This window comes from Mycobacterium sp. ST-F2 (assembly GCF_001905655.1).
Taxonomy (GTDB): Bacteria; Actinomycetota; Actinomycetes; order Mycobacteriales; family Mycobacteriaceae; genus Mycobacterium.
In genome coordinates this window covers 1-25667 of sequence record NZ_JMHT01000049.1, presented here as the reverse complement: position 1 = coordinate 25667, position 25667 = coordinate 1, and the positions used below count along the sequence as shown (strand labels likewise).

Sequence of the window (25667 nt, the reverse complement as noted above, 5' to 3'; positions counted from 1 at the left end):
GACGGCTGATTCGTTCAATTGATATGAGCATCATCGACTTCCGCCGCCGGCGCCCCGCCGCGCCGACCTTCGTGGTGGTCGACCGTCTGCACGGCCGGCGTGCCGAAGAGGTGCCCGGGGAACAGATCGCCGCCACCGTGTCGTCGTGGCTGGCCGAATTGGGTGTGGACAGCCCGCTCATCGATGCACTGGAATCGGCCGCCCAGAACCAGGACTGGCCGACCGTCTACGCCCTCGGGGAGCGGCTGTCGGTGGACGTCATGGTCGCGTAGCCGAAACCCGCACGCGGTTGTCCGACGTCGCGCACAGTGGGTGCATGACAAAGTTGCGCGTTGGGAATGCCTGTGCCGCACTCGGCTTGGCCATGTTGTCGGCGCCCGTCGCAGCGGCGACGCCGCCCGAGGGTGACGTCGTGCGGACCGACCTGGCGCGCGGCGACACCACGGCTCCGGTCGACATCGACACCGGTGGCGCGCCGTCGACCCTCATCATTCAGGGACTGAAGCTGGCGCCGGGCGCCAGCAGCGGCTGGCACACGCACCCCGGCACCGAGTATTCGGTGATCAACACCGGTGGTGTCGTACTGCAGACCGCGGGTGACTGTGCGGGAACCGAGTTCGCCAGTGGCCAAGCGGTTTTCATTCCCGCTGGGGTACCGCACCGGGTTGCCAACGAGAACACCGGTGCCGCCGACGTCGTCGTCACCTATACGGTGCCCGTCGATGTCCCGCTGCGGGTCGATGCCCCCGACGCCTGCGCCGGCTGAGCTCAGCCCAGCGCCAGCTTGGTCGGCGCGCCGTCCATGCTCGACAGGTTCTTCTGCTGCCAGTAGTCGGCGACGCCCTCCGGCCCCTTCTTCTCGGCCCAGGTGTCGAGCAGGACGCGCTCGGACTCGACCGACATGAGCGGCACGCCGAAACCACATGAGGTCTGGACGATGTCCACGCTCAGGTCATAGATCTGACGGGCACTGATGTGTGGCGGGAACTGGCTGTAGAGCTCATCCCAGTCCGCGTCGCCGGGCGTGACCTCACGGGCGGTGCCATATAGCCGCAGGATCATCGGCTCACGCTCGAACGAGCAGAACATCAACGTCATTCGCGGGTTGTCGAGCAGGTGCGCCGAGGTCTCGTTGCCGCTGCCGGTGAGGTTCAGCCAGGCCACCCGATGTGGTCCGAGGACGCGAAGCGAGTCCAAGCCCTTCGGCGACAGGTTGACCCGGCCGTCGCGCGCTGCGGTCGCCACGAAGTAGATGCTCTGCGCGGCGATGAACGTGCGGAACCGGTCGTTGATCTGCGGGAACTGCTTGGCCATGTGGGCATGCTTGCACGCGGGAGAGGCCGGGGCGAGCGAGTTTCAGATGCCGGGATGGGTCGCCCGGCCGCGCGGCTACGGAGCTGCGTGGGCGGCTGTGTCGTGATGCAGCTGGACGGCGGGCGCGACCCAACGACGGAGGAACGCGCGTAACTCCTTGCCGTGGCGGTCGGGGCCGCCGGGATCCAGGATGAACGACTGCAGTGTGCGCAGCATGAACTCGACGAGCTCGTCGAGTTGCCGGCCACTGAAACCGGCTGCACGCCAATCGACTTGGAAACGTTCGAGGATGGAGCGGCCGAATGTAATCGCCGTCTCGGAGGTGACGCCCGCGGCGAACGCACTCGCCCTGCCGGGATGCATGACCAGGCTCAGGTAGCGGTCGTTGGGGAGCTGTTCCAAGGTGTAGGCAATGCCTTCGATCACGGCGTCGGTGGGGTCGGTGATCGACTGCAGGTCGTCGGCCAAGCGGTCCAGAAAGCCTTCGACAGCCGACAGCGCGGTGCCCGCCATCAGCGCGTCGAGCGTCGGGAAATAGCGGTACACGGTCTGTCGGGTGATACCGAGTTCGGTGGCCACGTCGGACACGCTCACCGAACCCCGCGCGTCGATCGACGAGCGGGCCGCGCTGACAATGCGGCGAACCGCCTCCTCGTCGTCGACGGGAACGTCACCAGACCAGCCGTGTCTGCGCATCACCGCATACTTCCATCCCGCCGTTCATCGCTGAACGTCACCGACTCTTGACCATACACAGTGGCGCTGATGTATGGTCTGATTATTGCCGAACGTGAAATGAGGTCAGCAATGACGGCGATCGCCGAAGGACCGGTCAGCAACCAGGACGAGGCACTGACGAGGCGCGCCTTGCGCCATGCGGTCGACAAGACGACGGACATGGCTGACCGCGAACTGCGGGTGCCGTTGCACTACTACCGAGATCCGAAGATCACGGAGATCGAGGAGTCGCAGGTGCTGCGTCGGGTGCCGCTCGCGATCGTGCCGTCGGCCCAGATTCCCAACGCCAACGACTATGTCGTGCGCTCGGTCTTGGGCGACTCGCTCCTGGTGACCCGCGACCGTGACGGCGTCAGTCACGTGTTCCTCAACTACTGCCGTCATCGCGGCGCGAAACCGGCGTGCGGAGCCGGTAACGCCGCCCGGTTCACGTGTCCGTACCACGCGTGGAGCTACAAGAACACCGGCGAGCTGTTCACCGTTCCCGGCAAGGCCGGGTTCGATTCCATGAACAAGGCCGACTACGGACTTGTTGAGCTGCCGAACGAAGAGCGGCATGGCTTCGTCTGGGCCGTCCTGACCGCCGGTGCCGCCATCGATGTCGAAAGCCACCTCGGGTCGATGGGGCCGGAACTCGAGCTGATGAACTACGCCGCCTACGGTTATCACACGGAGAAAGAGTTCCAGTCACAGGTGTCGTGGAAGGGTGCGCTCGAAGCGTTCGCCGAGGGGTACCACTTCCCATTTGTCCACGGCGAGAGCGTGATTGGGCAGAATACCCTGCCCAACACCGGGGTATACGATGAGTACGACAAGCACCATCGCATCGGCTTCCCCTTCACCTGGGTCGCCAATCTTGCCGACGACCCGTCCGGTTCATGGGACCCGCACCAGAACATGGGCGTCATCTACTGGGTCTATCCCAACCTGATCCTGGCGAACAGCCCGGTCGGTGTCGAGATCATCGACATCCTGCCGGCAGGCGAACCGACCCGGTGCACGGTCCGGCACAGCTGGATGGGACGCGTGCCGGCCACCAATGATGAGATGCGCGCCGTCTACGACCAGGTGTACGACAGCGTCCACAGCGCAGTCGTCGACGAGGACTTTGCCATGTTGCCCCAGTGCGGGGAAGGTGTCCGGCACGGCCAGCACGACCACATGATCATCGGCCGCAACGAGATTGGCGTGCAACACATGATCAGGGTGTTCGCCGAGGAACTCGGTGTGGCGCTCGGGTAAGGACGCGCAATTTGCCGTACGGGGAGCGTCCGGGCGCTAGATTCGTGCCAAACCCGGACCGAAGAAGGTACCCATGCCGAACTCTCGCGGCCTGTTGCTCAACCCGAACGATTTCGACCCCCAGCAATTCGATCCCGAGACGCGGCGTCAGCTGCGGGCGCTGATCGATTGGTTCGAGGATCGCGGCAAGGTGCGGTTACTGCAGGACGATCTGGACGCGACCTGGGTCGCCGACTTTCTCGAATTCATCAAGCGGGAGCGCGTTTTCGCGACGTTCCTGACGCCGTCGGAGTTCGCCGACGGTGATCCGAACAAGCGCTGGGACACCTCGCGCAACGCCGTGCTCAGCGAGATCCTCGGGTTCTACGGGCTCGCGTACTGGTACGCGGAACAGGTCACCATCCTCGGCCTCGGCCCGATCTGGCAGAGCGACAACATCAAGGCCAAGGAGCGGGCCGCCGCCCAACTCGAGGCGGGCGGCGTCATGGCGTTCGCGCTGTCCGAACGCGAGCACGGCGCCGACATCTACAACACCGACATGCTGCTGACGCCGACGTCCGACGAGGGCGTCGTGTTCCGGGCCTCGGGGGAGAAGTACTACATCGGCAACGGCAACGTCGCCGGCATGGTGTCGGTCTTCTCGCGCCGCACCGACGTCGACGGGCCCGACGGCTACGTGTGGTTCGTCGCCGACAGCGGCCATCAGAACTACCAACTGATCGACAACGTCGTGCACGGCCAGATGTTCGTCAGCACGTTCCGGCTCAACGACTATCCGGTGCACGAGGAGGACATCCTGTGCACCGGGCCGGATGCGTTCTCGGCGGCGCTCAACACCGTCAACGTCGGCAAGTTCAACCTGTGCAGCGGCTCGATCGGCATGTGCGAGCACGCTTTCTACGAGGCGATCACGCACGCCAACAACCGGATCCTCTACGGCAACCCGGTGACCGACTTCCCGCACGTGCGTGCGTCATTCGTCGACGTCTACGCCCGGTTGATCGCGATGAAGCTGTTCAGCGACCGCGCCATCGACTACTTCCGCAGCGCCGGTCTCGACGACCGTCGCTACCTGCTGTTCAACCCCGTCACCAAGTCGAAGGTCACCTCAGAGGGCGAGCGGGTCATCACCCTGCTGTGGGATGTGCTGGCCGCCAAGGGATTCGAGAAGAACACCTACTTCAACGAGGTCAACCGCCTCATCGGTGCGCTGCCCCGGCTCGAGGGCACGGTGCACGTCAACGTCGCGCAGATCCTGAAGTTCATGCCGAACTACATGTTCAACCCGGCGAGCTACCCGGAGATCGGCACCCGTGACGACGCGGCCGACGACGTGTTCTTCTGGGCGCAGGGCCCGGCACGCGGCGCGTCGAAGGTGCAGTTCGCGGATTGGGCCCCGGTGTACGAGCGGAACCTCGCGGTGCCGAACGTGGCCCGCTTCTACGAACAGGTGCAGGCCTTCAAAGACCTGCTGCTGACCGCGGCACCCGACGCCGATCAGCAGCGCGACCTCGACTTCGTTCTGGTCGTCGGCCATTTGTTCACGCTCGTCGTCTACGGGCAGTTGATTCTCGAGCAGGCCGAACTCACCGGGCTCGACCCCGACCTGCTGGATCAGATCTTCGACTTTCAGATCCGTGACTTCTCGTCGTATGCCGTTGCGCTGCACGGCAAACCGAGTTCGACGGTGGCGCAACAGGAGTGGGCCTTGTCGGCGATCCGCAAACCGGTTGCCGATGTGGGCCGCTTCGACCGGGTCTGGGAACAGGTGGCGGCCTACGACGGTGCTTACGAGATGCGGCCTTAGAGAGGACGAAACACCGGTAGCGCCCGGTACTTGACGCTGAAGCTGGCCTCGCTGAGCGACTCGCCCACCTCGCCGTCGTGGGCGATCGTGGTGGGCCCGTCGACGGCGACAAACCGGAACTCGGGCACCTGTAGCTCGTGATAGAGCGGGCTGCGTTCGAGCCGACCCAACGCGACCGCCGTCGCGATCCGCAACCGGCTGAACCGTCGCCCGGTCTCCAGGATGCGGACGTCGATCAGGCCGTCGTCGAGACGCGGCCGCACCGACGGCGCGAACCCGGACGGGAAGTACGTCGAATTGCCCAGGAAGAAGAGCTCCGTCTCAAGTGTCTTGTCGTCGTAGCGGATTCGCACCGGAGCTTCCCGGCGCAGCGTTCGATACAACGCGTACACCCCGGCCAAGCGTTTGCCCATCCGGTGTTCGAGCTTTTCGCGCATCCGCACGTAGTTCGGATAGGCGCCGATGCTGGCGGTGTTGATTACCATGCGTTCCTCGTTGAGGCACACCAGGTCGACGTAGGCCGCGCTGCCTTCTTTGATTGCTGTCACGGTCCGCGCCACCGAATCGCAGCCAATGTCCTTGGCGAAATGGTTGAACGTTCCACCGGGGAACACCGCGAGCGGCACACACGCCTCGACAGCGATACCCGCCGCGCAGGCCACCGTCCCGTCGCCGCCTCCGATGGCGAGCACGTCGGTGCGTGCGGCCGTCTCACGCAACACCTTCTCGATGTCGTCGTCTTTTTGGAGCTCCACGATTTCCATGCGCGGTAAGGCTTTTCGGGCTTCATCGATGACCCGCTTGCCTGTCCCATCACCCGATGCCGGGTTGATCACCAGCGCCACACCTTCGCCGTCCGGTCGGGGCTCGGTGCGGAACCGCAATGGCTCCGATGTCGGCAGCGTGGTGGCCGGAATCGTCGGGACGATGCGGGCACCCAGGACCGCGATCGCGGCGCCGATGCCGAAGCCGGCGAACACGTCACCGGGGTAGTGCGCGCCGGTGGCCACCCGCGACAGTCCGACCAGGCCGGCGAGCAGTGCCAGCGGCAGACCGACGGCTGGCGACTCCAGGCCGACGCCCACTGCGAACGCCGCGGCGCTCGCGGAGTGCCCTGATGGCAGGGAATTGGAGGTGGGGACACGCTTGCTCCGCCGGACCAGCGGGATGAGGGTGCGGTCCGGGCGCGGCCGGACCCAGATTCGTTTGGCCAGCTGGTTGGTCACCAGGCTCGTCACCGCGAGGCTGACGACGCCGCGTGCCGCACCGCGGCGCACCGACTGGCTGCCGAACGCGCCCATACCGGCCGCGATGGCGAACCACAGCTTGGAATGGTCGGCGGCCCTGGTCAGGCGGGGCATCGTGGCGTCCAGGAGTGGGCTCGGCGACTCGGCTACTGCTTCGAAGACCTCACGGTCCAGACTGCCCAGGCCCTTGCCGATCGCACGCACATCCATGGCGCTCAAAGTATCCGCTGTGAGCGAGGTTCAACCTTCGTGGAGCCGATGACGGGAATCGTGACAGCTGCGTTCGGGCTCTCGCTGGGGGCACTGTTCGTTTTCGGCCAGCCGAACGGGCACCCTAGTGGCTCGCAGCGTTCAGTTTTTGCGTGTTTCACTAAAAACGAACCCGCCCATGGTCGAACATCACCCTGTCGTGAGTTGGTCGTACAGGGCGACGACGGTGGTGCGTCTGGTCGCATCGGTAGTAGGCCAGCCAGGCCTGCCGACGCCGAAGTGATGAGCAAGTAGGTCGATATTCGCGGAAGCGACCCGTGTACCGAGCACGCGCTGCTCACTTGCGCTGAGCCCATCCCGCATTGCTGCGCCCAGCAACGCCGCCGCAGCGTCGCGAAGCTCGTGGTGGTGGCGTTCGAGAGCCCATACGTTTGCGTCGCGATAGAGCATCTCGATGTCGGTCGAAAACCAGTAAACCGCGAGCGCCAAATCACCGGCGTCGCGGTATTCGCCGTATGCAGAGCGATCGAGCCAGGCGTGCGTCTTCAATACGGCGTATCCATCGACCCTCGGGATCCTGATCGCAACTCCGCCGGCCAAGGCTAGATGATCCGATCGCGCGAACGCGTCTTGGAACCCATGAACGTTCATGATCGAATCGCCAGGCGGATGGTTGGATGCCCCTGCGGGCTCTTCCACTCCGCCGAACGGAATTACATCCGTGAGAATGCCGTTGATGCGGAATCGATGGCCAGAATTGCCGACCACGTCGAACTTCTCACGCAACTCGACGAATTGCCTCCAGTCCGGGATCGCGATGGCAATGTCTGTGTCGTTCGTGCGTCGCTGCGGCTCGCCTCCAATGAGCCGTGAGTGCAACAGGTTGCGGCACTGCGCGCCGACGAGCAGCATCTGTTCGGGCTGCACGACGCTGGACAATGCGTCGACCACCGGCGAAATCTCGGCTAAAAGCTCAGGGCTGTAGCTAAATTCGTTGCTCAAGACCTTGCCTCATCTCGCGAGCGGCTTGAGCTTGGCGAGATTCGTGGGCTGCCAGTAGATCGGCGTAGACCAGGAGCGGCGGGGCGAGATTCGTGCCTCTGCTCTCAATATCGTTCCAGAACAACCGCCGTATTGTGACGTTTCCATTGGGACGGCGGTACCAGCGATTGCGCAGAATCAGATCGGTTGGCGTGCGGGACTGGGACTGCTTGTCCACCCTGACGTACAGCGTCAGGGTCTCAGCGTGCCGAATGTAATCAGGGGCTGCCTGCTCGCCGCTCACGGCGAACTCGGTTCCACCCGGCACCGACCATTCGCGGACGTCGCCACTGCCGGTGAACAGCGTGTTCGCTCGCCCAAGGTTGGCGGAGTAAGTCGATGCCCAGAGGTCGAGGAGTTCGCTCCTGCGAGTCAGGTGTCGGTACGACGCCGTGCGCTCGATAAACCCGGTGGTTGCCAGGGTATCGATAGTTTCTTTGACTATTCCGACCGACACCCCTGCGCAACGGGCGATCTCTCGGATTGGCGCGTCAGTCAACTCTGGGCGACTTAGCAGTACGAATACGACCTGAGCGCGTTTCGGCGAAAATGGATTCGTTGGCCCGGTGCTGGACCGCTTGTCGTGTTGGTCTGACGCCGTGCTTCGACGTCCTCGGACGTCGACCAGAACCCCGCGGTCGCGAATGAAAGCGTTTCCCGCGTCGTCGATGTACCAAATGCCTTGTGCCCGAAGGGTTTTTGCGCTGGCCTCGTGAATCCGCGGGCCTATTACTAGCAACGGAATCTCGTTCGGCGCGTCGTGCACAGCCTGAAGTGCTTCGGTGGCAGACATTAGCGGCAAGAACAGCGCTCCGACGTTCAGCTTGCGGTCGTCAATGGAGAGGGCCAGGGGCTTCGGATACAGCTCGTTGATGCCGGTGAGATCGCCCACTTCGATGTCTAGCTCAGCGAGACGGCTCCGTATCAGTTCCGCCAACCAATCGGGCACGTAGTCCACGTGTTCAGTATACGTGCTGTTCATTTTTAGTGAATGCATCACTGATTGAACACTTGGCTGCTGCTGTGGCAGACCTCGTGGATGCAGGCTCTCTGGTGATCATGCTGTAAACGAAGTATCCCGGCGCGCAGAGCGGGAACAGCCGGCCCGGTGACGGGCCAGCGTCCAGACCGGCGATCAAGCGCTTGCTCTGCAGGTCCTGCGGGACTCCGAGACCACGTTCGTATGCGCCGACGCCAGGAAGGGAGGTTTCGTCTGGATACGGGACCGCGGAAAGGAACGAGCGGGTTCGGCCGAGACAAATGCCCTGCCAGATATGGAGCCGATGACGGGAATCGAACCCGCGTATTCAGCTTGGGAAGCTGATGTTCTGCCATTGAACTACATCGGCACGGTGGTGCTGACGCAGGATATCAAGCTGGCCGATAGTCTCGTCGGGTGCTCCTCTCCGATCGCGATCTCCGGGCCGAAATCGCTGCTGGGCGCCTCGGCATCGACCCGTTCGATGACTCGATGGTGCAGCCCTCCAGCGTCGACGTCCGGCTGGACAGCCTGTTCCGGGTCTTCAACAACACCCGCTACACGCACATCGACCCGGCGCAGCAGCAGGACGAGCTGACCACCCTGGTCGAGCCCGCCGAAGGCGAGCCGTTCGTCCTGCACCCCGGTGAGTTCGTGCTGGGCTCGACGCTCGAAACCTGCACGCTCCCACACGATCTGGCAGGCCGCCTCGAAGGTAAGAGCTCACTGGGCCGGCTCGGCCTGCTGACGCACTCGACCGCGGGCTTCATCGACCCCGGCTTCTCCGGTCACATCACGCTGGAGCTATCGAACGTCGCCAATCTGCCGATCACCCTGTGGCCCGGCATGAAGATCGGCCAGCTGTGCCTGCTCCGCCTCACCAGCCCGGCCGAACACCCCTACGGCAGCGACAAGGTCGGCTCCAAGTACCAAGGTCAGCGTGGCCCGACGCCCTCGCGGTCGTACCTGAACTTCGCCAAGCCCTGACCGCAGGCTGAATTCGCCCCGCGGTGAGGGTGCTCGCTACTCGGCCTTTTCCGCCGTGTGTTCAGGGTCAACGGCCACGAGCCGGCTGCTGCCGTTGACCCTGTAACCAGGGCGCTGCTTACTCGTACTTCTGCGCCCTCAGTTCAGGGTCAACGCAAACCCAAGAAACTCAGCCACCCGGCATCGGGTTCATCGGGCTCATCGGCCCAACTGGGCTGGTGGGCGTCGTGGTGGTCGTCGTCGGCACCGTCGCCGAAGTAGTCGTGGTGGTCGCAGAAGAAGAAGTAGAAGGGGTAGTAGACGACGTCGTCGGTGAAGTCGTGACAGTTGTCGTCGAAACAGCCGGCGGCGCCACCGGCACAGCGGTCGTCTGAGTGACGGTCGACGTCGACGTGGAGGCAGACAAAGAAGCACCAGCCGGCGCCAGCACCGCACACGCGACCCGTCCGCCCGCGTCGCCCGTCGCCAGGGTCTCGGCGTCCGGACCAGGCTGGCCGTCGTGCGTGTACCGCGGCGGGATGTTGGCGAAGTTGTCCGGCCCCTGGTGGATGATCAGCGCGCTGCCCTCCGGCCCCTTCAGACCGGTCTCGGTGAACGCGTCAGTCGTCGCGACGACCTTCCCGCTGCCGTCGCCGCGCACATTCAGCGGCGTCAGATCACCGCTGGACGGATGCCCGGTGTGCCCCGCGACCTGCAGATGGCCACCGGCGGACGTGAAGTCGCCCTCGCACTTGCCGACGGAGTGGATGTGCATGCCGTGGCTGCCGGGGGCGAGGATGCCGCCGCCGGTGGTCTCCACGGTCACGGTGGCGTAGCCGTCGGAGAAATCGATCGACGCATTGGCGACGGGCCTGCCGTCGGACGTCTTCAACACCACATTCATGGCCGACGGATTGGCCTGGGCCCAGGTGGTCGGCGGCGCGGCGGTCGAGGGCGTGGTGCTGGTCCGGCTGGAGTTGCAACCTCCGAGCACGAACACAGGTGCGGTGAGCAGGGCAGTAGCTACAGTCGCGCGCTTCAACATCACATCCGCATACCCGGATCGGACGCCGTCTAACCGCCCGTTGTTTCACGCGAAACCGCGATTCGCGTGCCATGAGTGGCCACTCGGCGGTGATCCCGAACAGCACTGTGAGGCTGGTGTAACACGTCGGAAACGCAGTCGCCGCGCGCCCGAAACGCCACCGATACATCCTCGTCAAGATTGTCGAAGGAGTCCCACGTGCAAGGCATCGATCCCGCCGCCACCGCTTGGCTGCTCGCGAGCACCGCCCTGGTCCTGCTGATGACCCCGGGTCTGGCCATCTTCTACGGCGGCATGGTCCGTACGACCGGCGTGCTCAACATGATCATGATGAGCTTCATCTCGATCCCGCTGGTCACGGTGGCGTGGCTGCTGCTGGGGTACACGCTGGCGTTCTCCGAGGGCGACGGCTTCCTCGGCAACCTCGAACACTTCGGCATGCTCGGCATCGGCCCCAGCACCAACCACGGCGCCGTCCCCGAGCTGCTGTTCGCCACTTTCCAGCTGACATTCGCGATCATCACGGCCGCCCTGATCAGCGGCGCGATCGCCGACCGGGCCAAGTTCTCGGCGTGGATGGTCTTCGTGCCGGTCTGGGCCATCGTCGTCTACAGCGTCATCGCGCACTGGGTCTGGGGTCCGGACGGCTGGCTGGCCAAAATGGGCGCCCTGGACTACGCGGGCGGCCTGGTCGTCGAGATCGCGTCGGGTGCCTCGGCGCTGGCGCTGGCCATCGTGCTGGGCCCGCGCATCGGCTTCAAGCAGGACGCCATGCGCCCGCACAACCTGCCGTTCGTTCTGCTCGGTGTGGGCCTGCTGTGGTTCGGCTGGTTCGGTTTCAACGCCGGCTCAGCGCTGGCCGCCAACGGCACCGCCGCGGCGATCTTCCTGAACACCCTGGTCGCGGGCTGTCTGGGCATGCTGGGGTGGCTCACCGTTGAGCAGGTGCGCGACGGCAAGCCGACGACGTTCGGCGCGGCGTCCGGCGTCGTCGCCGGCCTGGTCGCCATCACCCCGTCGTGCGGCACGGTCAACACCTTGGGCGCACTGATCGTCGGCCTGCTGGCCGGTGTGGTCTGCTCGTTCGCGGTCGGTCTGAAGTTCAAGCTCAACTACGACGACTCGCTCGACGTGGTCGGCGTGCACTTCGTCGGCGGTGTGGTCGGCGTCGTCCTGATCGGTCTGCTGGCCACCGACGTCATGACCGGTGGCGTCCGCGGCCTGTTCTACGGCGGCGGTTTCGCCCAGCTGGGCAAGCAGCTGTTGGCCATGGCTGTCGTCGCGGCGTACGCGTTCACAGCGACGTTCGTGTTGGCCAAGATCATCGACAAGGTCATGGGTTTCCGGCTCAGCGCCGAGGACGAAACGGCAGGGGTCGACTTCACCCAGCACGCCGAAACCGCATACGCCGAGGGCGTGCACGGCCACCTGGGCACCCGCCGGCCGTCGGCTTCCAGCTCTCTCACCGATCTGCTCAAGCAGCCCCGCCCGGATGCCGAAGAGGCCTGAAACTGCTTAGGTCATCTACGCCGAACGCGGGTAGGGTTGAACCACCGGCATTGGCGGGACTCTGTCAGCCAGCGCCGCGGCAAGAACTGCATCGTGGCTCGATGAGCTGGGGGAATCGGTAACGACTCCGCCGTTCGCTGCGATGAAGTATCTGGTTGTGGTCTGCGCGGCAGGGGATTCTCGGCGTCGGCCTAGATAGCGTAGCGAACACTATTGGAGGGTCAGTGGACATCGTTCTGGGTGTGTCTATGACGCCAACCACGGTGCGTATGGCGCTGGTTGAGGGTGATAAGGCCGACGGCGCGATCGTCGACCACGATGTTTTCGAAACGACTGCGGCGGACGATTCAGCAACGCCGGTCGAGCAGGTTGTCAGCGCCATTCTGGGCACCCGGGAGAGCGCCGAGGAAGGCGGCCACCATCTGAAATCGGTGGGTGTCGCCTGGAGTGACCATGACGCTGCCGCGCGGTTGCGCGACGCCCTGGACGCCGCCGGCGTCAAGGACGTCATGATGGTTTCCGAGCTGCATGCCGCCGGCTCGCTGGCGCAGGCCGCCGGTCAGGCCGTCGGCTACTCGAGCACCGGTCTGCTGTTCGTCGACCGCGACACCGCGACCATGTCCGTCGTCGATTCCGACGGCTCCATCTCCAAGGTCCTGAGCCGCAGCCTGCACAGCACCGACGCCATGGCCGTGCTCGGTGACATGGCCGCCGCCGTCGCCACCGCCGAAACGTCGCCGCAGGGCATGTTCGTCGTCGGCTCCGGCGTCGACGTCACCGCGGTGCAGGCGCACCTGGCCGAACTGCTCGACATCCCGGTGAACGCCCCGGGCGACGCCGACCTGGCGCTGGCCCGTGGTGCGGCCCTCGCCTCGGCCAACGCGCCGATGTTCGACGCCGCCACGGCCGGCCTGGCCTACTCGGCCACACCGGGTGGTGTCGCCGCCGCTGCTCCGCTCGCGGCGCCGCTGCTGACCGCCGACGAGTTCGGCTTCGACGAGCTGGGCGACGCCCCGGTGGTCGCCGATCAGGGTCGCAAGCCCTTCCTGCTCGTGGGTAGTGCGCTCACCTCCATTTTCGTCGTCGGCGTTGTGGCCCTTGCCATCTCGCTGGCGGTGAGCATCCGGCCGACGGTCGACCAACGGCCCGCGCCCGCGCAGGCCGCCATTGTGCCCAGCGCTCCGGTCGTCGCACCCGCGCCGCCGCCCGCCGCGGTTCCGGCCCCTGCGCCGGCCCCCGTCGCGGTTCCGGAACCGGCACCAGAAGTGGCGGCCCCGGCGCCGCGCCACGTCGAAGCGCCGCAGGTCGTCAAGGAATCCGCGCCGCAGGTGCACGTGCCCGCACCTGCCCCGGAAGCCCCCGCGCCGGCTCCGGCACCCGTCCCGGTGTCGATGCCCGACGTACCGGCCGCTCCCGTCGTGCCTCCGCCGGCGGCCGTGCCTGACCCGGCTCCGGCAGTGCTGCCGCCGCCGGTCTATGTGATGCCCGGGCAGCAGCCGCCCGTCTGGAACCCATGGGCGCCGCGTCAGCGCCAGCCCCAGTGGGTTCCGGTCGATCCGGGCAACAGCTACCCGGACTACCCGAGTCGCGGCGGCCGTGGCCACGATGACGACGGCTACCCGGGCAACTACCCCGGCAACGGCTATCCCGGAAACCAGTACCCCGGCAACGGCTACCCGGGCAACCAGTACCCGGGCGGCTCGAACGGCTACCCGGGCGACTACCCCGGTGACTCCGGCAAGAAGCCGAAGCAGCCGAAGCAGAACTGCTTCCTGATCTTCTGCGCCCCGAAGTAGTCACCTGCCGTTGGCCTGACGCTCAGTGTCGCGTAGCGCGGCGCTCATGGCGACTGCCTATCAAGGCGGTATGAGATGCACCGTTTTCGGCACCGGCTATCTGGGGGCGACGCACGCCGCCGGCATGGCAGAACTCGGCCATGAGGTCCTCGGCGTCGACATCGACCCCGGCAAGATCGCGAAGCTGGCAGCCGGTGACATCCCGTTCTACGAGCCCGGGTTGCGAAAGCTGCTGCGCGACAACGTCGAAGCCGGGCGCCTGCATTTCACCACCAGTTACGACGACGCCGCCGAATTCGGCGACGTGCACTTCCTCGGCGTGGGTACGCCGCAGAAGAAGGGGGAGTACGGCGCCGACCTGCGGCACGTGTACTCCGTCATCGACACCCTGGTGCCGCGGTTGCGCCGGTCGGCGGTGATCGTCGGCAAGTCGACGGTTCCGGTCGGCACCGCCGCTGAACTCGGGGCGCACGCGCGTGCGCTGGCACGGGCCGGCATCGACGTCGAGGTGGCCTGGAACCCCGAGTTTCTGCGCGAGGGATTCGCCGTCAAGGACACCCTGCATCCCGACCGCATCGTGCTTGGCGTGCAAGCGGATTCGCAGCGCGCCGAAGCGGCGGTCCGTGCGCTGTACGCCCGGATTCTCGAGCGGGGCGTCCCGTTCCTGCTCACCGATCTGCAGACCGCGGAGCTGGTCAAGGTCTCCGCGAACGCCTTTCTGGCCACCAAGATTTCGTTCATCAACGCCATTGCCGAAGTGTGCGAGGCGACCAACGCCGACGTCACCGTGCTGGCCGACGCGCTGGGTCACGACCCCCGCATCGGGCGCCGATTCCTCAACGCGGGCCTGGGTTTTGGTGGTGGCTGCCTGCCGAAGGACATCCGCGCCTTCATGGCCCGCGCCGGAGAGTTGGGTGCCGACCCGGCGCTGACCTTCCTGCGCGAGGTCGACAGCATCAACATGCGCCGCCGCACCCGCATGGTGGAGCTGACCACCAAGGCGTGTCGCGGCACGCTGCTGGGCGCCAACATCGCGGTGCTGGGCGCGGCGTTCAAGCCCGAGTCCGACGACGTCCGAGACTCTCCCGCCCTGAACGTCGCCGGCATGCTGCAACTCAACGGTGCGGCCGTCAACGTCTACGACCCGAAGGCCATGGACAACTCGCGCCGCGTTTTCCCGACGCTGAACTACTCGACCTCCGTCCTCGAGGCCTGTGACCGCGCCGACGCCGTGCTGGTCCTGACCGAGTGGCAGGAGTTCCTGGACCTGGACCCCGAACAGCTGGCCGGCACGGTGCGCGCGAAAGTGATTGTCGACGGCCGCAATTGCCTCGACGTCGCGAAGTGGCAGGCCGCGGGCTGGCGGGTGTATGCGCTGGGCCGCAATCTGACGCCCTGATTTCCGACTGCAGTATGTAGCCCGATGCTGCCGGGCGTGCCTAAGCTCGGCAACATGACGCTGAGGCAACGGCTCAACTGGTTCGCCCTGCACGCCGTCATCCGCAAGCTCGCCGCATACGGCGCGCGGCACGGCGACCTGCAGGGCCGGCTCATCGCCGACCCGTCGGTGCGGGCCGACCCGGGCGCGTTCGCAGACGAACTGCGCAGCCGCGGCCGGATGTACCGTGGCCGGGCCGCCTGGATCACCGCGGATCATGCTCTCGTGCACCAGATTTTGCGTTCCGACGACTTCACCGTCACGCAGATCGGCGGGACGCTGCCCGGCGCCCTCGGCTGGCTGGAGAGCAAGACCACCGTCAAGGGCCGGTTGCATCCGCTGCTGCCGCCATCGCTGCTGTCGGTCGACGGCGAGCAGCACACCCGCTACCGCAAGACCGTCTCGGCGGTGTTCACCACGCGGGCCGTGGCGGCATTGCGGGAACGGGTGCAGGAGGCCGCGACCGGGCTGATCGACGAACTGACGGCGGGGGACACCGTCGATGTCGTGCAGAGCTACTGCTCGCAGCTGCCCGTCACGGTGATCGCGGACATCCTCGGTGTGCCCGAGCACGACCGCTCACATATCCTCGAGTTCGGCGAACTGGCCGCGCCCAGCCTGGACATCGGGCTGACCTGGCAGCAATACCTGAGCGTTGAAGGCGGTTTGGATGGGTTCAACACCTGGCTGAGCGACCACCTCCGGGCGCTGCGCGCCAACCCCGGCGACAACCTCATGAGCCAGCTCATCGCCGCCAGCGACGGAGGCGCCCGGCTCAACGACGAAGAACTGCGGGCCACCGCTGGGCTCGTGCTGGCGGCCGGGTTCGAGACCACGGTGAACCTGCTGGGCAATGGCATCCGAATGTTGTTGCAGCATCCCGATCAGCTGGCCCTGCTGCTGGCGCAGCCCGAACTGTGGCCGGGAGCCGTCGAGGAGATCCTGCGGCTGGATTCACCGGTCCAGCTGTCGGCGCGCATCGCCAAGGTGGACGTCGACATCGCGGGGTACCACGTGGGCGCCGGCGAGCCCGTCGTCATCTACCTCGCCGGCGCCAACCGTGACCCGGCCGTCTTCCCCGATCCGCACCGGTTCGACGTCACCCGGGCCAACGCCGGCAAGCACCATTCCTTCTCTGGCGGACGGCATTTCTGCCTCGGCGCGGCGCTGGCTCGGTCCGAAGGCGAGGTGGGTCTGCGGACGTTCTTCGAGCGGTTCCCCGATGCACAACTCGCTGGGCCCGGCACCCGGCGCGATACTCGCGTGCTCCGCGGCTGGGCGGCATTGCCGATCGCACTCGGGCAGGCGCGTGCAGCGGTACCGTCGTGAAATGGCCTTCCGCACAGCCCTGATCGAGGAAACCGCCGCCTTCGGCGACATCATCCGCAATGCCGACCTGGATACTCCGGTACCCGCCTGTCCTGGGTGGACGCTCAAGCAGCTGTTCAAACACGTCGGACGCGGTAACCGCTGGTGCGCCCAGATCGTCGCCGAGCATCGGAAGGAGCCCCTCGATCCCCGCGAGGTGCGCGACGGGAAACCGCCGGAGGACCTCGACGGTGCCATCGACTGGCTGAACGCCGGTGCCCAGGCCCTGATCGACGCCGTCGAACATGTCGGGTCGGACGCGAAGGTGTGGACGTTCATCGGGCCCAAGCCCGCCGGGTGGTGGATCCGGCGCCGGCTGCACGAGCAGACCGTGCACCGCGCCGATGCTGCTCTGGCACTGGGCCTTCCGTTCGTGCTCGATCCCGAGCTGGCTGCCGACGGCGTGACCGAGACGCTGGAACGCGTCGCGCTGATGGCCTCGCCTGCCGACCCGCCGCTGGAGCGCGGGCGGTCGCTGCACCTGCATGCCTTTGAGACCGAACTGGGCCCGACGGGCGAGTGGCTGGTGGTCAATGACGAGGACGGCCTCGGCTGGTCGCACCAGCACGCCAAAGGTGATGCGGCAGTGCGTGGTCTGGCATCTGGGCTGCTGCTGGCCGTCAACCGCCGGCAGACGGCCGCGGAGGCCGGCCTGGAAGTGATCGGCGACGCGGCCGTGTGGCAGCGCTGGGTCGACCACTCGGCGTTCTGAGGTCAGGTAGGTTCGCAGACATGACGACTTCCGAGATCGCGACGGTTCTCGCCTGGATCGACGCCCTCAACGACCGCGACCTGGACACCCTGGACAAGCTGTCCAGCGGTGACATCGAGATCGGTGACGCCAACGGGGCCACCCAGGGGCGGAATGCGTTGCGCGCCTGGGCAACCGACCTCGACGAGAAGTCGACGGTTGGCCGGATGTTCGTGCACGACGGCGTCGTGGTGGTCGAGCAGACGATCACCGGCGGCGGTGCCGATCGTGAGGCGGCGACAGCGTTCCGCGTGGTTCACGACCACGTCACCTCGGCCTTCCGGCACGACGACCTGGCGTCGGCGCTCGCCGCGACCGAGCTCATCGAGTCGGACGCGGTGTAGTTTCCCCGGTTGACCGACTGTCTCTCTGCACAACTCGCGCTGGGAGCCGTCAACTTTCCTTGACGGTCAAGCAAAGTTGACGCCTCCCGATCGACCATGTGAAGGGAGGCGCGTCACTCCGCAGCGTGTCGCGGGGTAGCCAGCACCGCCGCGATGGCGGTGGTCAGCGGCACCGACAACGCGAGCGCGATGCCACCGACCGCGGACCGCGCGATCTCGATGGCCACACTTTCACTGGTCAGCACATCGCCCAGGGACCGGTTGGCCACGCTGAACAACAGCAGCAACGGAAGCGCACTGCCGGCGTAGGCCAGCACCAGCGTGTAGACGGTGCTGGCGATGTGGTCGCGCCCGACCCGCATGGCCCCGGTGAAGATGGCCCGCCGTGACGCCCCGTGTTCGGCCAGTTCGTAGGCCGTCGATGCCTGCGTGACGGTGACGTCGTTAAGTACGCCCAGCGAGCCGATGATGAACCCGGCGAGCAGCAGCCCAGTGATCGACACCGACCCCATGTAGGCCGCGATCTCGTTGTTCTGGTCTTCTGAGAGCCCGGTGAGGTGCGCCAATTCGATTGCACCCCAAGACAACACCGCGGACAGTAGCAGCGCGCTCAGGGTGCCCAGCAGAGCGGCACTGGTGCGCAGGCTGACGCCGTGCGCCAGGTAGATCACCGCGTACAGGATCACCGACGACGCGACGAGGGCGACCGGGATGGCCGGGCCGCCATCTCGTAGCGCCGGGAGCAGGAACACTGTCAGCACCACGAACGCGACGGCAATACCGACGAGGGCCCGCAGCCCGCGCCAGCGGGCGACCGCGACGACCACGACGGCGAAGACGGCCGCCAGCGCAGTCAGTGGCCAGGTGCGCTCGAAGTCGAAGAAGGCGTAGGTGGTGGTCCCGGAGTCGTCGACCTGGCGCGTCACCCGGATGTGGTCACCCGCGGCCAGATGCGGCTGACCCGGGCCGGTGCTGAACTCCAGCAGCGTGTTGGCACCGGAGTTGGGACCGGAGTCGATACCGATCACCGACTGCACACAGCTGCCCGCGCCCGGAGGTGCGGTGACCGGCGTCGACGTCAGTACCGCGCCGACCGACGGGCTCCCACAGTTGTTCATCCCGGTCGACACGACGTGCCCCGCCTCGGTGCTGACAGCCCCGCCGTGGGCGTTTTGGAACGGCAGTGGGATATCGACGGCCTTGCCGTGCGGCCACAGGACGACGGCGCCGATCACCGTCGCCAGCCCGATCACCGCCAGGAGCCCGACGACGATCTTCGCGGCCAGCGGGCTGAGCGGCGCCGGGCCGGAACTGTGCGAGTGGGTATGCGAATGCGCCACCCGAGCCAGCGTAGGGGGTGAGGCTGAGGGTTTGGTCAGGCGTGGACGCGCTGGATCACGCGCTCGCCGTCGCGTCCCGCCGTTCCGCCTCGATCACCAGCTTGCCGGCAATCGTGGTCAGGATGAATTTCACGAACGTTCGGTAGGCCAGACCAATGGCGCGCCAACGGGTTTCGTAGGTCCCGCGCCAGTCGATCCGGGTGCGGTCCTGTTCGGGGGTGAAGGTCACCTGAGCCTGGTAGTTCTGCACGGGATTGGCCGACAGGATGGTGTAGCCGTGGCGGTGTCCCGGCTCGTGGATGGTCGTCATCTCCCGCGCGGGAAACTGGCGCGTACCCACCAACCGAATGGCTCCTACGCCGCCGTCATCGTCAGGTCCGCGGGTCTCCCAGGCCGAATAGTTGATCAGGGGCCGCGCCCACTGCGACCAGCGCGATCCGTCCGAGACGACGTCGAAAAGGGTGCTGGGCGTGGCCCGGGCATACCGCGTGAGGAGGAATTCGTAATGGTGTGTCATATTGACCAAGTTAACGGAACAGTGTTCCATTAAGCAATGGATGTGCCGGATTCCCCAGTGGCGCTGTCTTTTGCGCGGGCGCGCAGTCCGCAGCAGCGGGAGGACCGCCTGCGCCGGCTGACCGAGGTCACCCGGGCGCTGCTGGACGACACCCGGGCCGGCGAGTTGACCCTCGGCGAGATCGCCACCGAGGCGGGCCTGGCCAAATCGGGCGTGCTGCGTTACGTCGGCTCCCGCGAGGCCCTTCTGCTCCTGGTGATGTACCACGAACACCTGGATTGGCTGGACGACTTGCGCGACCAACTCCACGATGAACGACGCAGTCCGGCAAAGGCTTTGGCGCACACACTGGCCCGTCGCCCGGTGCTGTGCGACCTGATCAGCGTCGCGCCGGTACTGATGAACCGGCTGACACCTGAAGCGGCCGAGACGGTGCGCGCTCAGGCACGCGACGTCGAAGACCGGTTGCGTCAGACTCTCAAGCCCCGGCTGCCGCTGGACCGTCAGCATCTGGTGTTGCTCACCGCAGCCATTCATGCCTTCGTCGGCGCGGTATGGGGTTGGGCGGCAATCGATTCCGCCAATCAGCCCGAACCTGGTACCGAGCTCGAAGACACCCTCGCCGCGCTGCTGTGGACCTTCATCGTGGGCCTGAAACAGCAGTGATTTGTGCACGATTTTCCGCGGCAGGCGCGGAAAATTGTGCACAAATCCCAGTGGATTACTGGCGGTAGCTAGCCAGGAAGTTGCCGAGCCGTTCGATGGCGTTGGCCAGATCGCGGGCCCACGGCAGCGTCACGATGCGCAGGTGATCCGGTGTGGGCCAGTTGAATCCAGTGCCCTGCGTGAGCAGGATCTTCTCCTGCAGCAGCAGGTCGAGCACCAGCTGTTCGTCGTCGCGGATCTCGTGCACCTCGGGGTCCAGCCGCGGGAACGCGTAGAGCGCGCCCTCGGGCTTGACGCACGAGACGCCGGGAATCTCGTTCAGCTTGTTCCAGGCGACGTCACGCTGCTCCAGCAGGCGGCCACCGGGCAAGATCAGATCCTCGATGCTCTGGTGTCCACCCAACGCCACCTGAATGGCATGCTGCGCAGGCACATTCGGGCACAGGCGCATGTTGGACAGCAGGCTGATGCCCTCGAGGAAGCTGGAAGCGTGTTCCTTGGGGCCGGTGATGGCCAGCCAGCCGGAGCGGTAACCGGCCACGCGGTAGGCCTTGGAGAGGCCGTTGAACGTGAGGCACAGCATGTCGGGCGCCACCGACGCCATGGGGATGTGCTTGGCCTCGTCGTAGAGGATCTTGTCGTAGATCTCGTCGGCCAGCAGCAGCAGCTGGTGCTTGCGCGCCAGATTGGCGATCGACTCCAGCGTCTCGCGGCTGTACACCGCGCCGGTGGGGTTGTTCGGGTTGATCACGACGATCGCCTTGGTGCGGTCGGTGATCTTCGACTCCAGGTCGGCGATGTCGGGGTTCCAGCCCTGCGTCTCGTCGCACAGATAGTGCACCGGGGTGCCGCCGGCCAGCGCCGTCGACGCCGTCCACAGCGGGTAGTCCGGCGCCGGGATCAGCACCTGGTCGCCGTTGTCGAGCAGCGCCTGCAGCGTCATGGTGATGAGCTCGGAGACGCCGTTGCCCAGGAAGACGTCGTCGACGTCGAACCGCGGGAAGCCCTCGACCAGCTCGTAGCGCGTGACCACCGCGCGGCGCGCGGACACGATGCCCTTGGAGTCGGAATAGCCCTGGGCGTAGGGGAGCGCGGCGATCATGTCGCGCATGATCACGTCCGGCGCCTCGAAGCCGAACGGCGCCGGGTTACCGATGTTGAGCTTGAGGATCCGGTGACCCTCGGCCTCGAGCCGGGAGGCCTGCTCATGTACCGGGCCACGGATCTCGTAGAGGACGTCCTGCAGCTTGGTCGACTGCGCAAACGTCCGCTGGTTACGAGGGTGGCCGCTATGCCATGTGCGGTCAGCGGGTACCTGGTGGGTGGTCACGGTGTCCATGCTCTCATCGGTGTCGAATTCTTTTGCCGTTCTGCGATCGGCGCCACATATAGCAATGGCCAGCTACGACGCTCCTGGCGGCGGGTCGTAGCTGGCCATTGCGGTGTCCTTCGTATTACCGCTTACCGGGGCGCTTTGCACCCGGACGCAGACCCAGTCCGACGACCGGCGGTTCCGGCTTGGCCTCTGCGGCAGGAGCAGCGGGAGCTGCGGGTGCCTCAGTAGCCGGTGCCTCGGCGGCCGGCGCCTCAGCAGCCGGTGCCTCGGCAGCCGGTGCCGCGGGAGCAGCCGGTGCGGCCGGGGCCGCAGCCTTCTTGGCACCCGGGCGACGCGCGCCCGCAGCCAGACCCAGACCCTTCACCGGAGCCGCGGGAGCGGCCGGCGCGGCGGGAGCCTCAGCGGCAGGAGCAGCCTCGGCAGCCGGGGCCGGAGCAGCGGCAGCCGGAGCGGCGGCCTTCTTGGCACCCGGACGCTTGGCGCCGGCAGCCAGACCCAGACCCTTGGCCGGGGCAGCAGCCGGAGCCTCAGCGGCGGGAGCAGCCTCGGCAGCCGGGGCCGGAGCAGCAGCCGGAGCGGCCGCCTTCTTGGCACCCGGACGCTTGGCGGCCATCCCCAGGCCGGTGACCGGCTTGGCTGCAGCAGCCGGAGCGGCCGCAGCAGGGGCCTCGGCGGCGGGAGCGGCCTCGGCAGCGGGAGCCGGAGCGGCCGGAGCCGGCTTCGGGGCCTCCTTGGCCTTCTTCTCCGCGAGGGCCGCGGAAGCCTTTGCCGCCGTGCCCTTTTCGGGCAGCGTCACCTTGCTGGTGTCCAGCGAGTTCAGCAGCAGCTGAGCGACGTCCAGGACCTCGGTCTTCTCGATGCTGCGGGTCGCGGCGACGTCGTCGACGCCGTCGCTCATCATCACGCGGCAGAACGGGCAGCCGGTCGCGATCGCCGAGGCGCCGGTGTCGACGGCCTCTTCGGCGCGCTCGGTGTTGATGCGCTTGCCGATGTGCTCTTCCATCCACATGCGGGCACCACCGGCACCACAGCACAGGCCGCGGTCGGCGTGGCGGGGCATCTCGGTGAGCTTCGCGCCGGCAGCGCCGACCAGCTCACGCGGGGCCTCGTACTCCTTGTTGTGGCGGCCGAGGAAGCAGGGGTCGTGGTAGGTGACCTCTTGGCTCGTCGACGACACCGGGATCAGCTTCTTGTCCCGCACCAGGCGGTTCAGCAGCTGCGTGTGGTGCACGACGGTGTAGTTGGCGCCCAGCTGCGGGTACTCGCGACCGATGGTGTTGAAGCAGTGCGGGCAGGTGACGACGATCTTGCGCTTGTCGGGGTCGACGCCCTCGAACAGCTCGTTGATGGTCTCGACGTTCTGCGCGGCGAGCTGCTGGAACAGGAACTCGTTGCCGGCGCGGCGGGCGGAATCACCGGTACAGGTCTCGCCGGTGCCCAGCACCAGGAACTTCACGCCCGCGGTGGCGAGCAGCTCGGCGACGGCCTTGGTCGTCTTCTTGGCGCGGTCCTCATAGGCGCCGGCGCAGCCGACCCAGAACAGGTACTCGAAGCCGTCGAAGCTCTCGACGTCCTGGCCGTAGACCGGGATGTCGAAGTCCAGCTCGTCGATCCAGGTGGTGCGTTCCTTGGCGTTCTGGCCCCAGGGGTTGCCCTTGAGTTCCAGGTTCTTGAACAGCACGCCGAGCTCGCCGGGGAATTCGGACTCGACCATGACCTGGTAGCGGCGCATGTCGACGATGTGGTCGATGTGCTCGATGTCCACCGGGCACTGCTCGACGCAGGCACCACAGTTGGTGCAGGACCACAGCACGTCGGGGTCGATGACGCCGCCCTGCTCAGCGGTGCCGACCAGCGGGCGCAGCGCCTGCTCGGGGCCGGAACCCTCGATGCGGGCGAAGCCATCCTCGGGAACGCCGTGGCCGTGCAGGCTGTCGCCCAGCTTGGCGAAGTCGACCGAGCCCTCTTCCGGCATCGGCTTGCCCTCGATGATGTACGGCGCCTTGGCGAACAGGTGGTCGCGCAGGTTCATGATGACGAGCTTGGGAGACAACGGCTTTCCGGTGTTCCAGGCCGGGCACTGCGACTGGCAACGACCGCACTCGGTACAGGTGGAGAAGTCGAGGTTGGCCTTCCAGGTGAAGTCCTCGATCTTGCCGCGGCCGAACACCGCGTCCTCGGCGGGATCGTCGAAGTCGATCTTCTCGCCCTTGTACTCCATCGGCAGCAGCGGGCCGAGGCCGTCGGGCAGACGCTTGAAGGTGACGTTGATCGGAGCCAGACCGATGTGCAGGTGCTTGGAGTGCAGCACGATCAGCAGGAAGACCAGCATGACGCCGATGTGCGACAGCAGCGCGATGGTCTCGATCCAGACGTTGGCGGTGTGGCCCAGCGGAGCCAGCAGCGCGGCCATGCCGTCGGAGAAGAAGGCGCCGTTCTGGTACGGGAAGTGCTCACCGAGCACGTTGACGGCGGCACCGCGGAAGATCGCGTACGTCAGGATGACCAGGAAGATCATGATGAGGATCTCCCACGCGCCACCGTTGTGCGACCCGTAGAACCGGGACTCACGCCCGATGTTCTCGGGGTTGCGGGTCAAACGGATGATCGCGAAGACGATGATGCCGGCCAGCACGGCCAGGGCGAAGAAGTCCTGCAGGAAGCCCAGCACCGCCCAATGTCCGACGAATGGGATGGCGAACTTCGGATCGAACAGGACGCCATAGGCCTCCAGGTACACCGACGCGAGGACGAAGAAGCCCCACATGGTGAAGAAGTGCGCGATGCCGGGGATGGACCACTTGAGGAGCTTCGACTGGGCGAAGACTTCCTTGTTCTGGTTGAGGAAGCGGCGGGCGAGATCGTCCTTGCGGCCACGTTCGTCGCCGAGCTTCTGCCCGGAGCTGATCAGCTTGGTCAGCCACAGGATGCGCTTGGCGGCGAACCCCAGGACGATGACCGTTGCCAACAGCCCGATGACCAGTCTGGCCACGTCGAGCGTGTGTTCGAGATTCTCCACCGCGCCTCTCCCAGTTATGTAGCTACCGACTGGTTGGTTAGTCGGAGTTACTCGTCGGTAACTTAAGCTAGATGCCTGCTCATAGTCGCATCCTGGGCAGAACCGACGCTAGCAAGGCTGTCCTAACTTGAGCTGCGGTGACCCGGTGACATTTTTGCCGTGAACGGGGCTTGGCCAGGTAACTGCCGGACCCTTCCTTATATAAGGGCGTCGTCACGCTTTCTCGACGAGCAGCGCCCGCAGCATCGACAACATCTCCGACCGCGATTCGGCCCCCAACCTGCGGCGAATGCGGGCGACATGGTGCTCGACGGTCTTCGCTGAGATCAGCAGACGCGCCCCGATGTCGCGGTAGGGCATGCCCTGCAGCACCAGTTCGGCGACCTCGCGTTCGCGGTCGGACAACCGCGTCCAGGCCGGCGTCGCGGCGGATGTGGCCCGAGCGTCTGCCGAGGCAGGAGGTGGTGTGGTGTTGCGCACATCTGCGCCTGTAGACGGCTCGCGAGGAATAGCGGAGGCCGAAACATCGACGGGGTCGGCCGCGGCTTCCAGGGCCGCGTCCTGCTTGAGGTCGCGCGCCAACTGCAACATGGCGCCCGAGATTTTGCCGTCCGCCGAGTGCAACGCGGCCTGGCTGGCCAGGCGCGTGGCATCCCAGGTCAACCCGAAGCGCGCCAGCCCGCGCGCGGCCGTCGTCACCTCCGCGGCGTCGACGCCGTCGGCGAGCACCCGCAGCCAGGCCCGGCCGGCGCCGGCCAGCGCTGTGGCATAGGCACCGTGCGCGCCCTCGGCCCGGCTCGCCGCGGCCAGGGCCTGCCCGTGCGGGGCGACGGCCTCGGGCGCGTTGGCCAGGATGCCGGCGTGCACGCCCGCCCAGTGCAGTGGAACCGACCACAGCGCCGGATTGCCGGCCGCCCGCAGCAGCCCGAACGCCTCGGCGAGTGGCTGGGGCAGCTGATCGACCCGCTGCAACCGGGCCGCGGGCACCCACAAT

At 66.5% G+C, this 25667-nt stretch carries 23 protein-coding genes and 1 tRNA gene; 12 read left to right on the top strand and 12 right to left on the bottom strand.

From position 1 onward, the window contains the following. The first annotated feature begins 23 nt into the window (after nt 1-23). A complete protein-coding gene (locus EB75_RS17935) occupies nt 24-272 on the top strand; it encodes an Rv2628 protein family (protein WP_073696691.1) in 249 nt (82 codons plus the stop codon). A gap of 44 nt (nt 273-316) precedes the next feature. Further along, nucleotides 317-766 (top strand): cupin domain-containing protein, encoded by a 450-nt coding sequence (locus EB75_RS17930; protein ID WP_073696690.1) that lies wholly within the window; start codon nt 317-319, stop codon nt 764-766. Between the two features lie 2 nt (nt 767-768). Here EB75_RS17930 and EB75_RS17925 read toward each other — a convergent pair whose 3' ends face one another. Together EB75_RS17925 and EB75_RS17920 are read right to left on the bottom strand one after the other, a co-directional pair. Next, a complete protein-coding gene (locus tag EB75_RS17925; protein ID WP_073696689.1) occupies nt 769-1314 on the bottom strand; it encodes a pyridoxamine 5'-phosphate oxidase family protein in 546 nt (181 codons plus the stop codon). 75 nt (nt 1315-1389) lie between these two features. Then, complete coding sequence (locus EB75_RS17920; RefSeq protein WP_073696688.1) at nt 1390-2010, bottom strand: TetR/AcrR family transcriptional regulator; 621 nt, start codon at nt 2008-2010, stop codon at nt 1390-1392. Nucleotides 2011-2121: 111 nt separating this feature from the next. Here EB75_RS17920 and EB75_RS17915 point away from each other — a divergent pair, with 111 nt between their 5' ends. Next, nucleotides 2122-3294 carry an aromatic ring-hydroxylating oxygenase subunit alpha gene (locus EB75_RS17915; protein ID WP_073696687.1) on the top strand — a complete coding sequence of 391 codons (1173 nt, stop codon included), beginning with the start codon at nt 2122-2124 and terminating at the stop codon, nt 3292-3294. A 73-nt stretch (nt 3295-3367) separates the two neighbouring features. Then, nucleotides 3368-5101 (top strand): acyl-CoA dehydrogenase family protein, encoded by a 1734-nt coding sequence (locus EB75_RS17910; RefSeq protein ID WP_073696686.1) that lies wholly within the window; start codon nt 3368-3370, stop codon nt 5099-5101. Here the strand turns inward: EB75_RS17910 and EB75_RS17905 are convergent. From EB75_RS17905 to EB75_RS17890, 4 genes are all read right to left on the bottom strand, one after another. Further along, the gene (locus EB75_RS17905; RefSeq protein WP_073696685.1) at nt 5098-6558 is read right to left on the bottom strand and encodes a bifunctional phosphatase PAP2/diacylglycerol kinase family protein; all 1461 of its coding nucleotides are present in this window, start codon (nt 6556-6558) and stop codon (nt 5098-5100) included. The genes EB75_RS17910 and EB75_RS17905 overlap by 4 nt on opposite strands. Before the next feature lie 189 nt (nt 6559-6747). Then, a complete protein-coding gene (locus EB75_RS17900) occupies nt 6748-7560 on the bottom strand; it encodes a hypothetical protein (RefSeq protein ID WP_073696684.1) in 813 nt (270 codons plus the stop codon). Further along, nucleotides 7544-8557 carry a type IV toxin-antitoxin system AbiEi family antitoxin gene (locus EB75_RS17895; RefSeq protein WP_073696700.1) on the bottom strand — a complete coding sequence of 338 codons (1014 nt, stop codon included), beginning with the start codon at nt 8555-8557 and terminating at the stop codon, nt 7544-7546. Before EB75_RS17895 ends, EB75_RS17900 begins: the two co-directional genes overlap by 17 nt. A 317-nt stretch (nt 8558-8874) precedes the next feature. Beyond that, nucleotides 8875-8948, bottom strand: a tRNA-Gly gene (locus EB75_RS17890). 47 nt (nt 8949-8995) lie between these two features. On the opposite strand from EB75_RS17890, the gene dcd reads away from it, so the two are divergent. Then, nucleotides 8996-9565, top strand: a complete 570-nt coding sequence (gene dcd / locus EB75_RS17885) for a dCTP deaminase (RefSeq protein ID WP_073696683.1) — start codon at nt 8996-8998, stop codon at nt 9563-9565. A 169-nt stretch (nt 9566-9734) separates the two neighbouring features. Here dcd and EB75_RS17880 read toward each other — a convergent pair whose 3' ends face one another. After that, complete coding sequence (locus EB75_RS17880) at nt 9735-10589, bottom strand: superoxide dismutase family protein (protein ID WP_083612388.1); 855 nt, start codon at nt 10587-10589, stop codon at nt 9735-9737. A gap of 198 nt (nt 10590-10787) precedes the next feature. On the opposite strand from EB75_RS17880, the gene EB75_RS17875 reads away from it, so the two are divergent. From EB75_RS17875 to EB75_RS17845, 6 genes are all read left to right on the top strand, one after another. Next, a complete protein-coding gene (locus tag EB75_RS17875) occupies nt 10788-12098 on the top strand; it encodes an ammonium transporter (RefSeq protein WP_073696682.1) in 1311 nt (436 codons plus the stop codon). Between the two features lie 224 nt (nt 12099-12322). After that, nucleotides 12323-13894, top strand: coding sequence for a DUF7159 family protein (locus tag EB75_RS28500; protein WP_083612386.1), 1572 nt, complete (start codon nt 12323-12325; stop codon nt 13892-13894). Nucleotides 13895-13964: 70 nt separating this feature from the next. Further along, the gene (locus EB75_RS17860) at nt 13965-15293 is read left to right on the top strand and encodes a UDP-glucose dehydrogenase family protein (protein ID WP_073696680.1); all 1329 of its coding nucleotides are present in this window, start codon (nt 13965-13967) and stop codon (nt 15291-15293) included. Between the two features lie 60 nt (nt 15294-15353). After that, complete coding sequence (locus tag EB75_RS17855) at nt 15354-16661, top strand: cytochrome P450 (RefSeq protein ID WP_174557693.1); 1308 nt, start codon at nt 15354-15356, stop codon at nt 16659-16661. Between the two features lies 1 nt (nt 16662). Beyond that, entirely contained in the window at nt 16663-17412 is a 750-nt protein-coding gene (locus tag EB75_RS17850; protein ID WP_073696679.1) for a maleylpyruvate isomerase family mycothiol-dependent enzyme, read from the top strand. A 20-nt stretch (nt 17413-17432) separates the two neighbouring features. After that, nucleotides 17433-17795, top strand: coding sequence for a nuclear transport factor 2 family protein (locus EB75_RS17845; RefSeq protein WP_064859798.1), 363 nt, complete (start codon nt 17433-17435; stop codon nt 17793-17795). 113 nt (nt 17796-17908) lie between these two features. On the opposite strand, the gene EB75_RS17840 is transcribed toward EB75_RS17845, so the two are convergent. After that, nucleotides 17909-19135: a YibE/F family protein gene (locus tag EB75_RS17840; RefSeq protein ID WP_073696678.1), complete on the bottom strand. Its 1227-nt coding sequence runs from the start codon at nt 19133-19135 to the stop codon at nt 17909-17911. A 55-nt stretch (nt 19136-19190) separates the two neighbouring features. Then, nucleotides 19191-19652: an SRPBCC family protein gene (locus tag EB75_RS17835; protein WP_073696677.1), complete on the bottom strand. Its 462-nt coding sequence runs from the start codon at nt 19650-19652 to the stop codon at nt 19191-19193. 36 nt (nt 19653-19688) lie between these two features. Between EB75_RS17835 and EB75_RS17830 the strand changes: the two genes are divergently transcribed. Further along, nucleotides 19689-20318 carry a TetR/AcrR family transcriptional regulator gene (locus tag EB75_RS17830; RefSeq protein WP_073696676.1) on the top strand — a complete coding sequence of 210 codons (630 nt, stop codon included), beginning with the start codon at nt 19689-19691 and terminating at the stop codon, nt 20316-20318. Nucleotides 20319-20373: 55 nt separating this feature from the next. Here the strand turns inward: EB75_RS17830 and EB75_RS17825 are convergent, their stop codons facing one another. The 3 genes from EB75_RS17825 to EB75_RS17815 form a co-directional block, all read right to left on the bottom strand. After that, nucleotides 20374-21657 carry a pyridoxal phosphate-dependent aminotransferase gene (locus EB75_RS17825; RefSeq protein ID WP_073696675.1) on the bottom strand — a complete coding sequence of 428 codons (1284 nt, stop codon included), beginning with the start codon at nt 21655-21657 and terminating at the stop codon, nt 20374-20376. Between the two features lie 115 nt (nt 21658-21772). Further along, nucleotides 21773-24673 (bottom strand): heterodisulfide reductase-related iron-sulfur binding cluster, encoded by a 2901-nt coding sequence (locus EB75_RS17820; protein ID WP_073696674.1) that lies wholly within the window; start codon nt 24671-24673, stop codon nt 21773-21775. A 213-nt stretch (nt 24674-24886) separates the two neighbouring features. Next, nucleotides 24887-25667, bottom strand: a 781-nt coding sequence (locus EB75_RS17815) for a LuxR C-terminal-related transcriptional regulator (RefSeq protein ID WP_142239679.1), incomplete at its 5' end; no start/stop codon positions are given.

Excerpts from the sequence above, each read along its gene's own strand:
- EB75_RS17905 (WP_073696685.1), bottom strand. The coding sequence starts at position 6,558 with ATGGATGTGCGTGCGATCGGCAAGGGCCTGGGCAGTCTGGACCGTGAG.
- EB75_RS17845 (WP_064859798.1), top strand. The coding sequence starts at position 17,433 with ATGACGACTTCCGAGATCGCGACGGTTCTCGCCTGGATCGACGCCCTC.
- EB75_RS17930 (WP_073696690.1), top strand. The coding sequence starts at position 317 with ATGACAAAGTTGCGCGTTGGGAATGCCTGTGCCGCACTCGGCTTGGCC.
- EB75_RS17830 (WP_073696676.1), top strand. The coding sequence starts at position 19,689 with ATGGATGTGCCGGATTCCCCAGTGGCGCTGTCTTTTGCGCGGGCGCGC.
- EB75_RS17910 (WP_073696686.1), top strand. The coding sequence starts at position 3,368 with ATGCCGAACTCTCGCGGCCTGTTGCTCAACCCGAACGATTTCGACCCC.
- EB75_RS17915 (WP_073696687.1), top strand. The coding sequence starts at position 2,122 with ATGACGGCGATCGCCGAAGGACCGGTCAGCAACCAGGACGAGGCACTG.
- EB75_RS17860 (WP_073696680.1), top strand. The coding sequence starts at position 13,965 with ATGAGATGCACCGTTTTCGGCACCGGCTATCTGGGGGCGACGCACGCC.
- EB75_RS17835 (WP_073696677.1), bottom strand. The coding sequence starts at position 19,652 with ATGACACACCATTACGAATTCCTCCTCACGCGGTATGCCCGGGCCACG.
- EB75_RS17880 (WP_083612388.1), bottom strand. The coding sequence starts at position 10,589 with ATGTTGAAGCGCGCGACTGTAGCTACTGCCCTGCTCACCGCACCTGTG.
- EB75_RS17925 (WP_073696689.1), bottom strand. The coding sequence starts at position 1,314 with ATGGCCAAGCAGTTCCCGCAGATCAACGACCGGTTCCGCACGTTCATC.
- EB75_RS17935 (WP_073696691.1), top strand. The coding sequence starts at position 24 with ATGAGCATCATCGACTTCCGCCGCCGGCGCCCCGCCGCGCCGACCTTC.
- EB75_RS17850 (WP_073696679.1), top strand. The coding sequence starts at position 16,663 with ATGGCCTTCCGCACAGCCCTGATCGAGGAAACCGCCGCCTTCGGCGAC.
- EB75_RS17920 (WP_073696688.1), bottom strand. The coding sequence starts at position 2,010 with ATGCGCAGACACGGCTGGTCTGGTGACGTTCCCGTCGACGACGAGGAG.
- EB75_RS17825 (WP_073696675.1), bottom strand. The coding sequence starts at position 21,657 with ATGGACACCGTGACCACCCACCAGGTACCCGCTGACCGCACATGGCAT.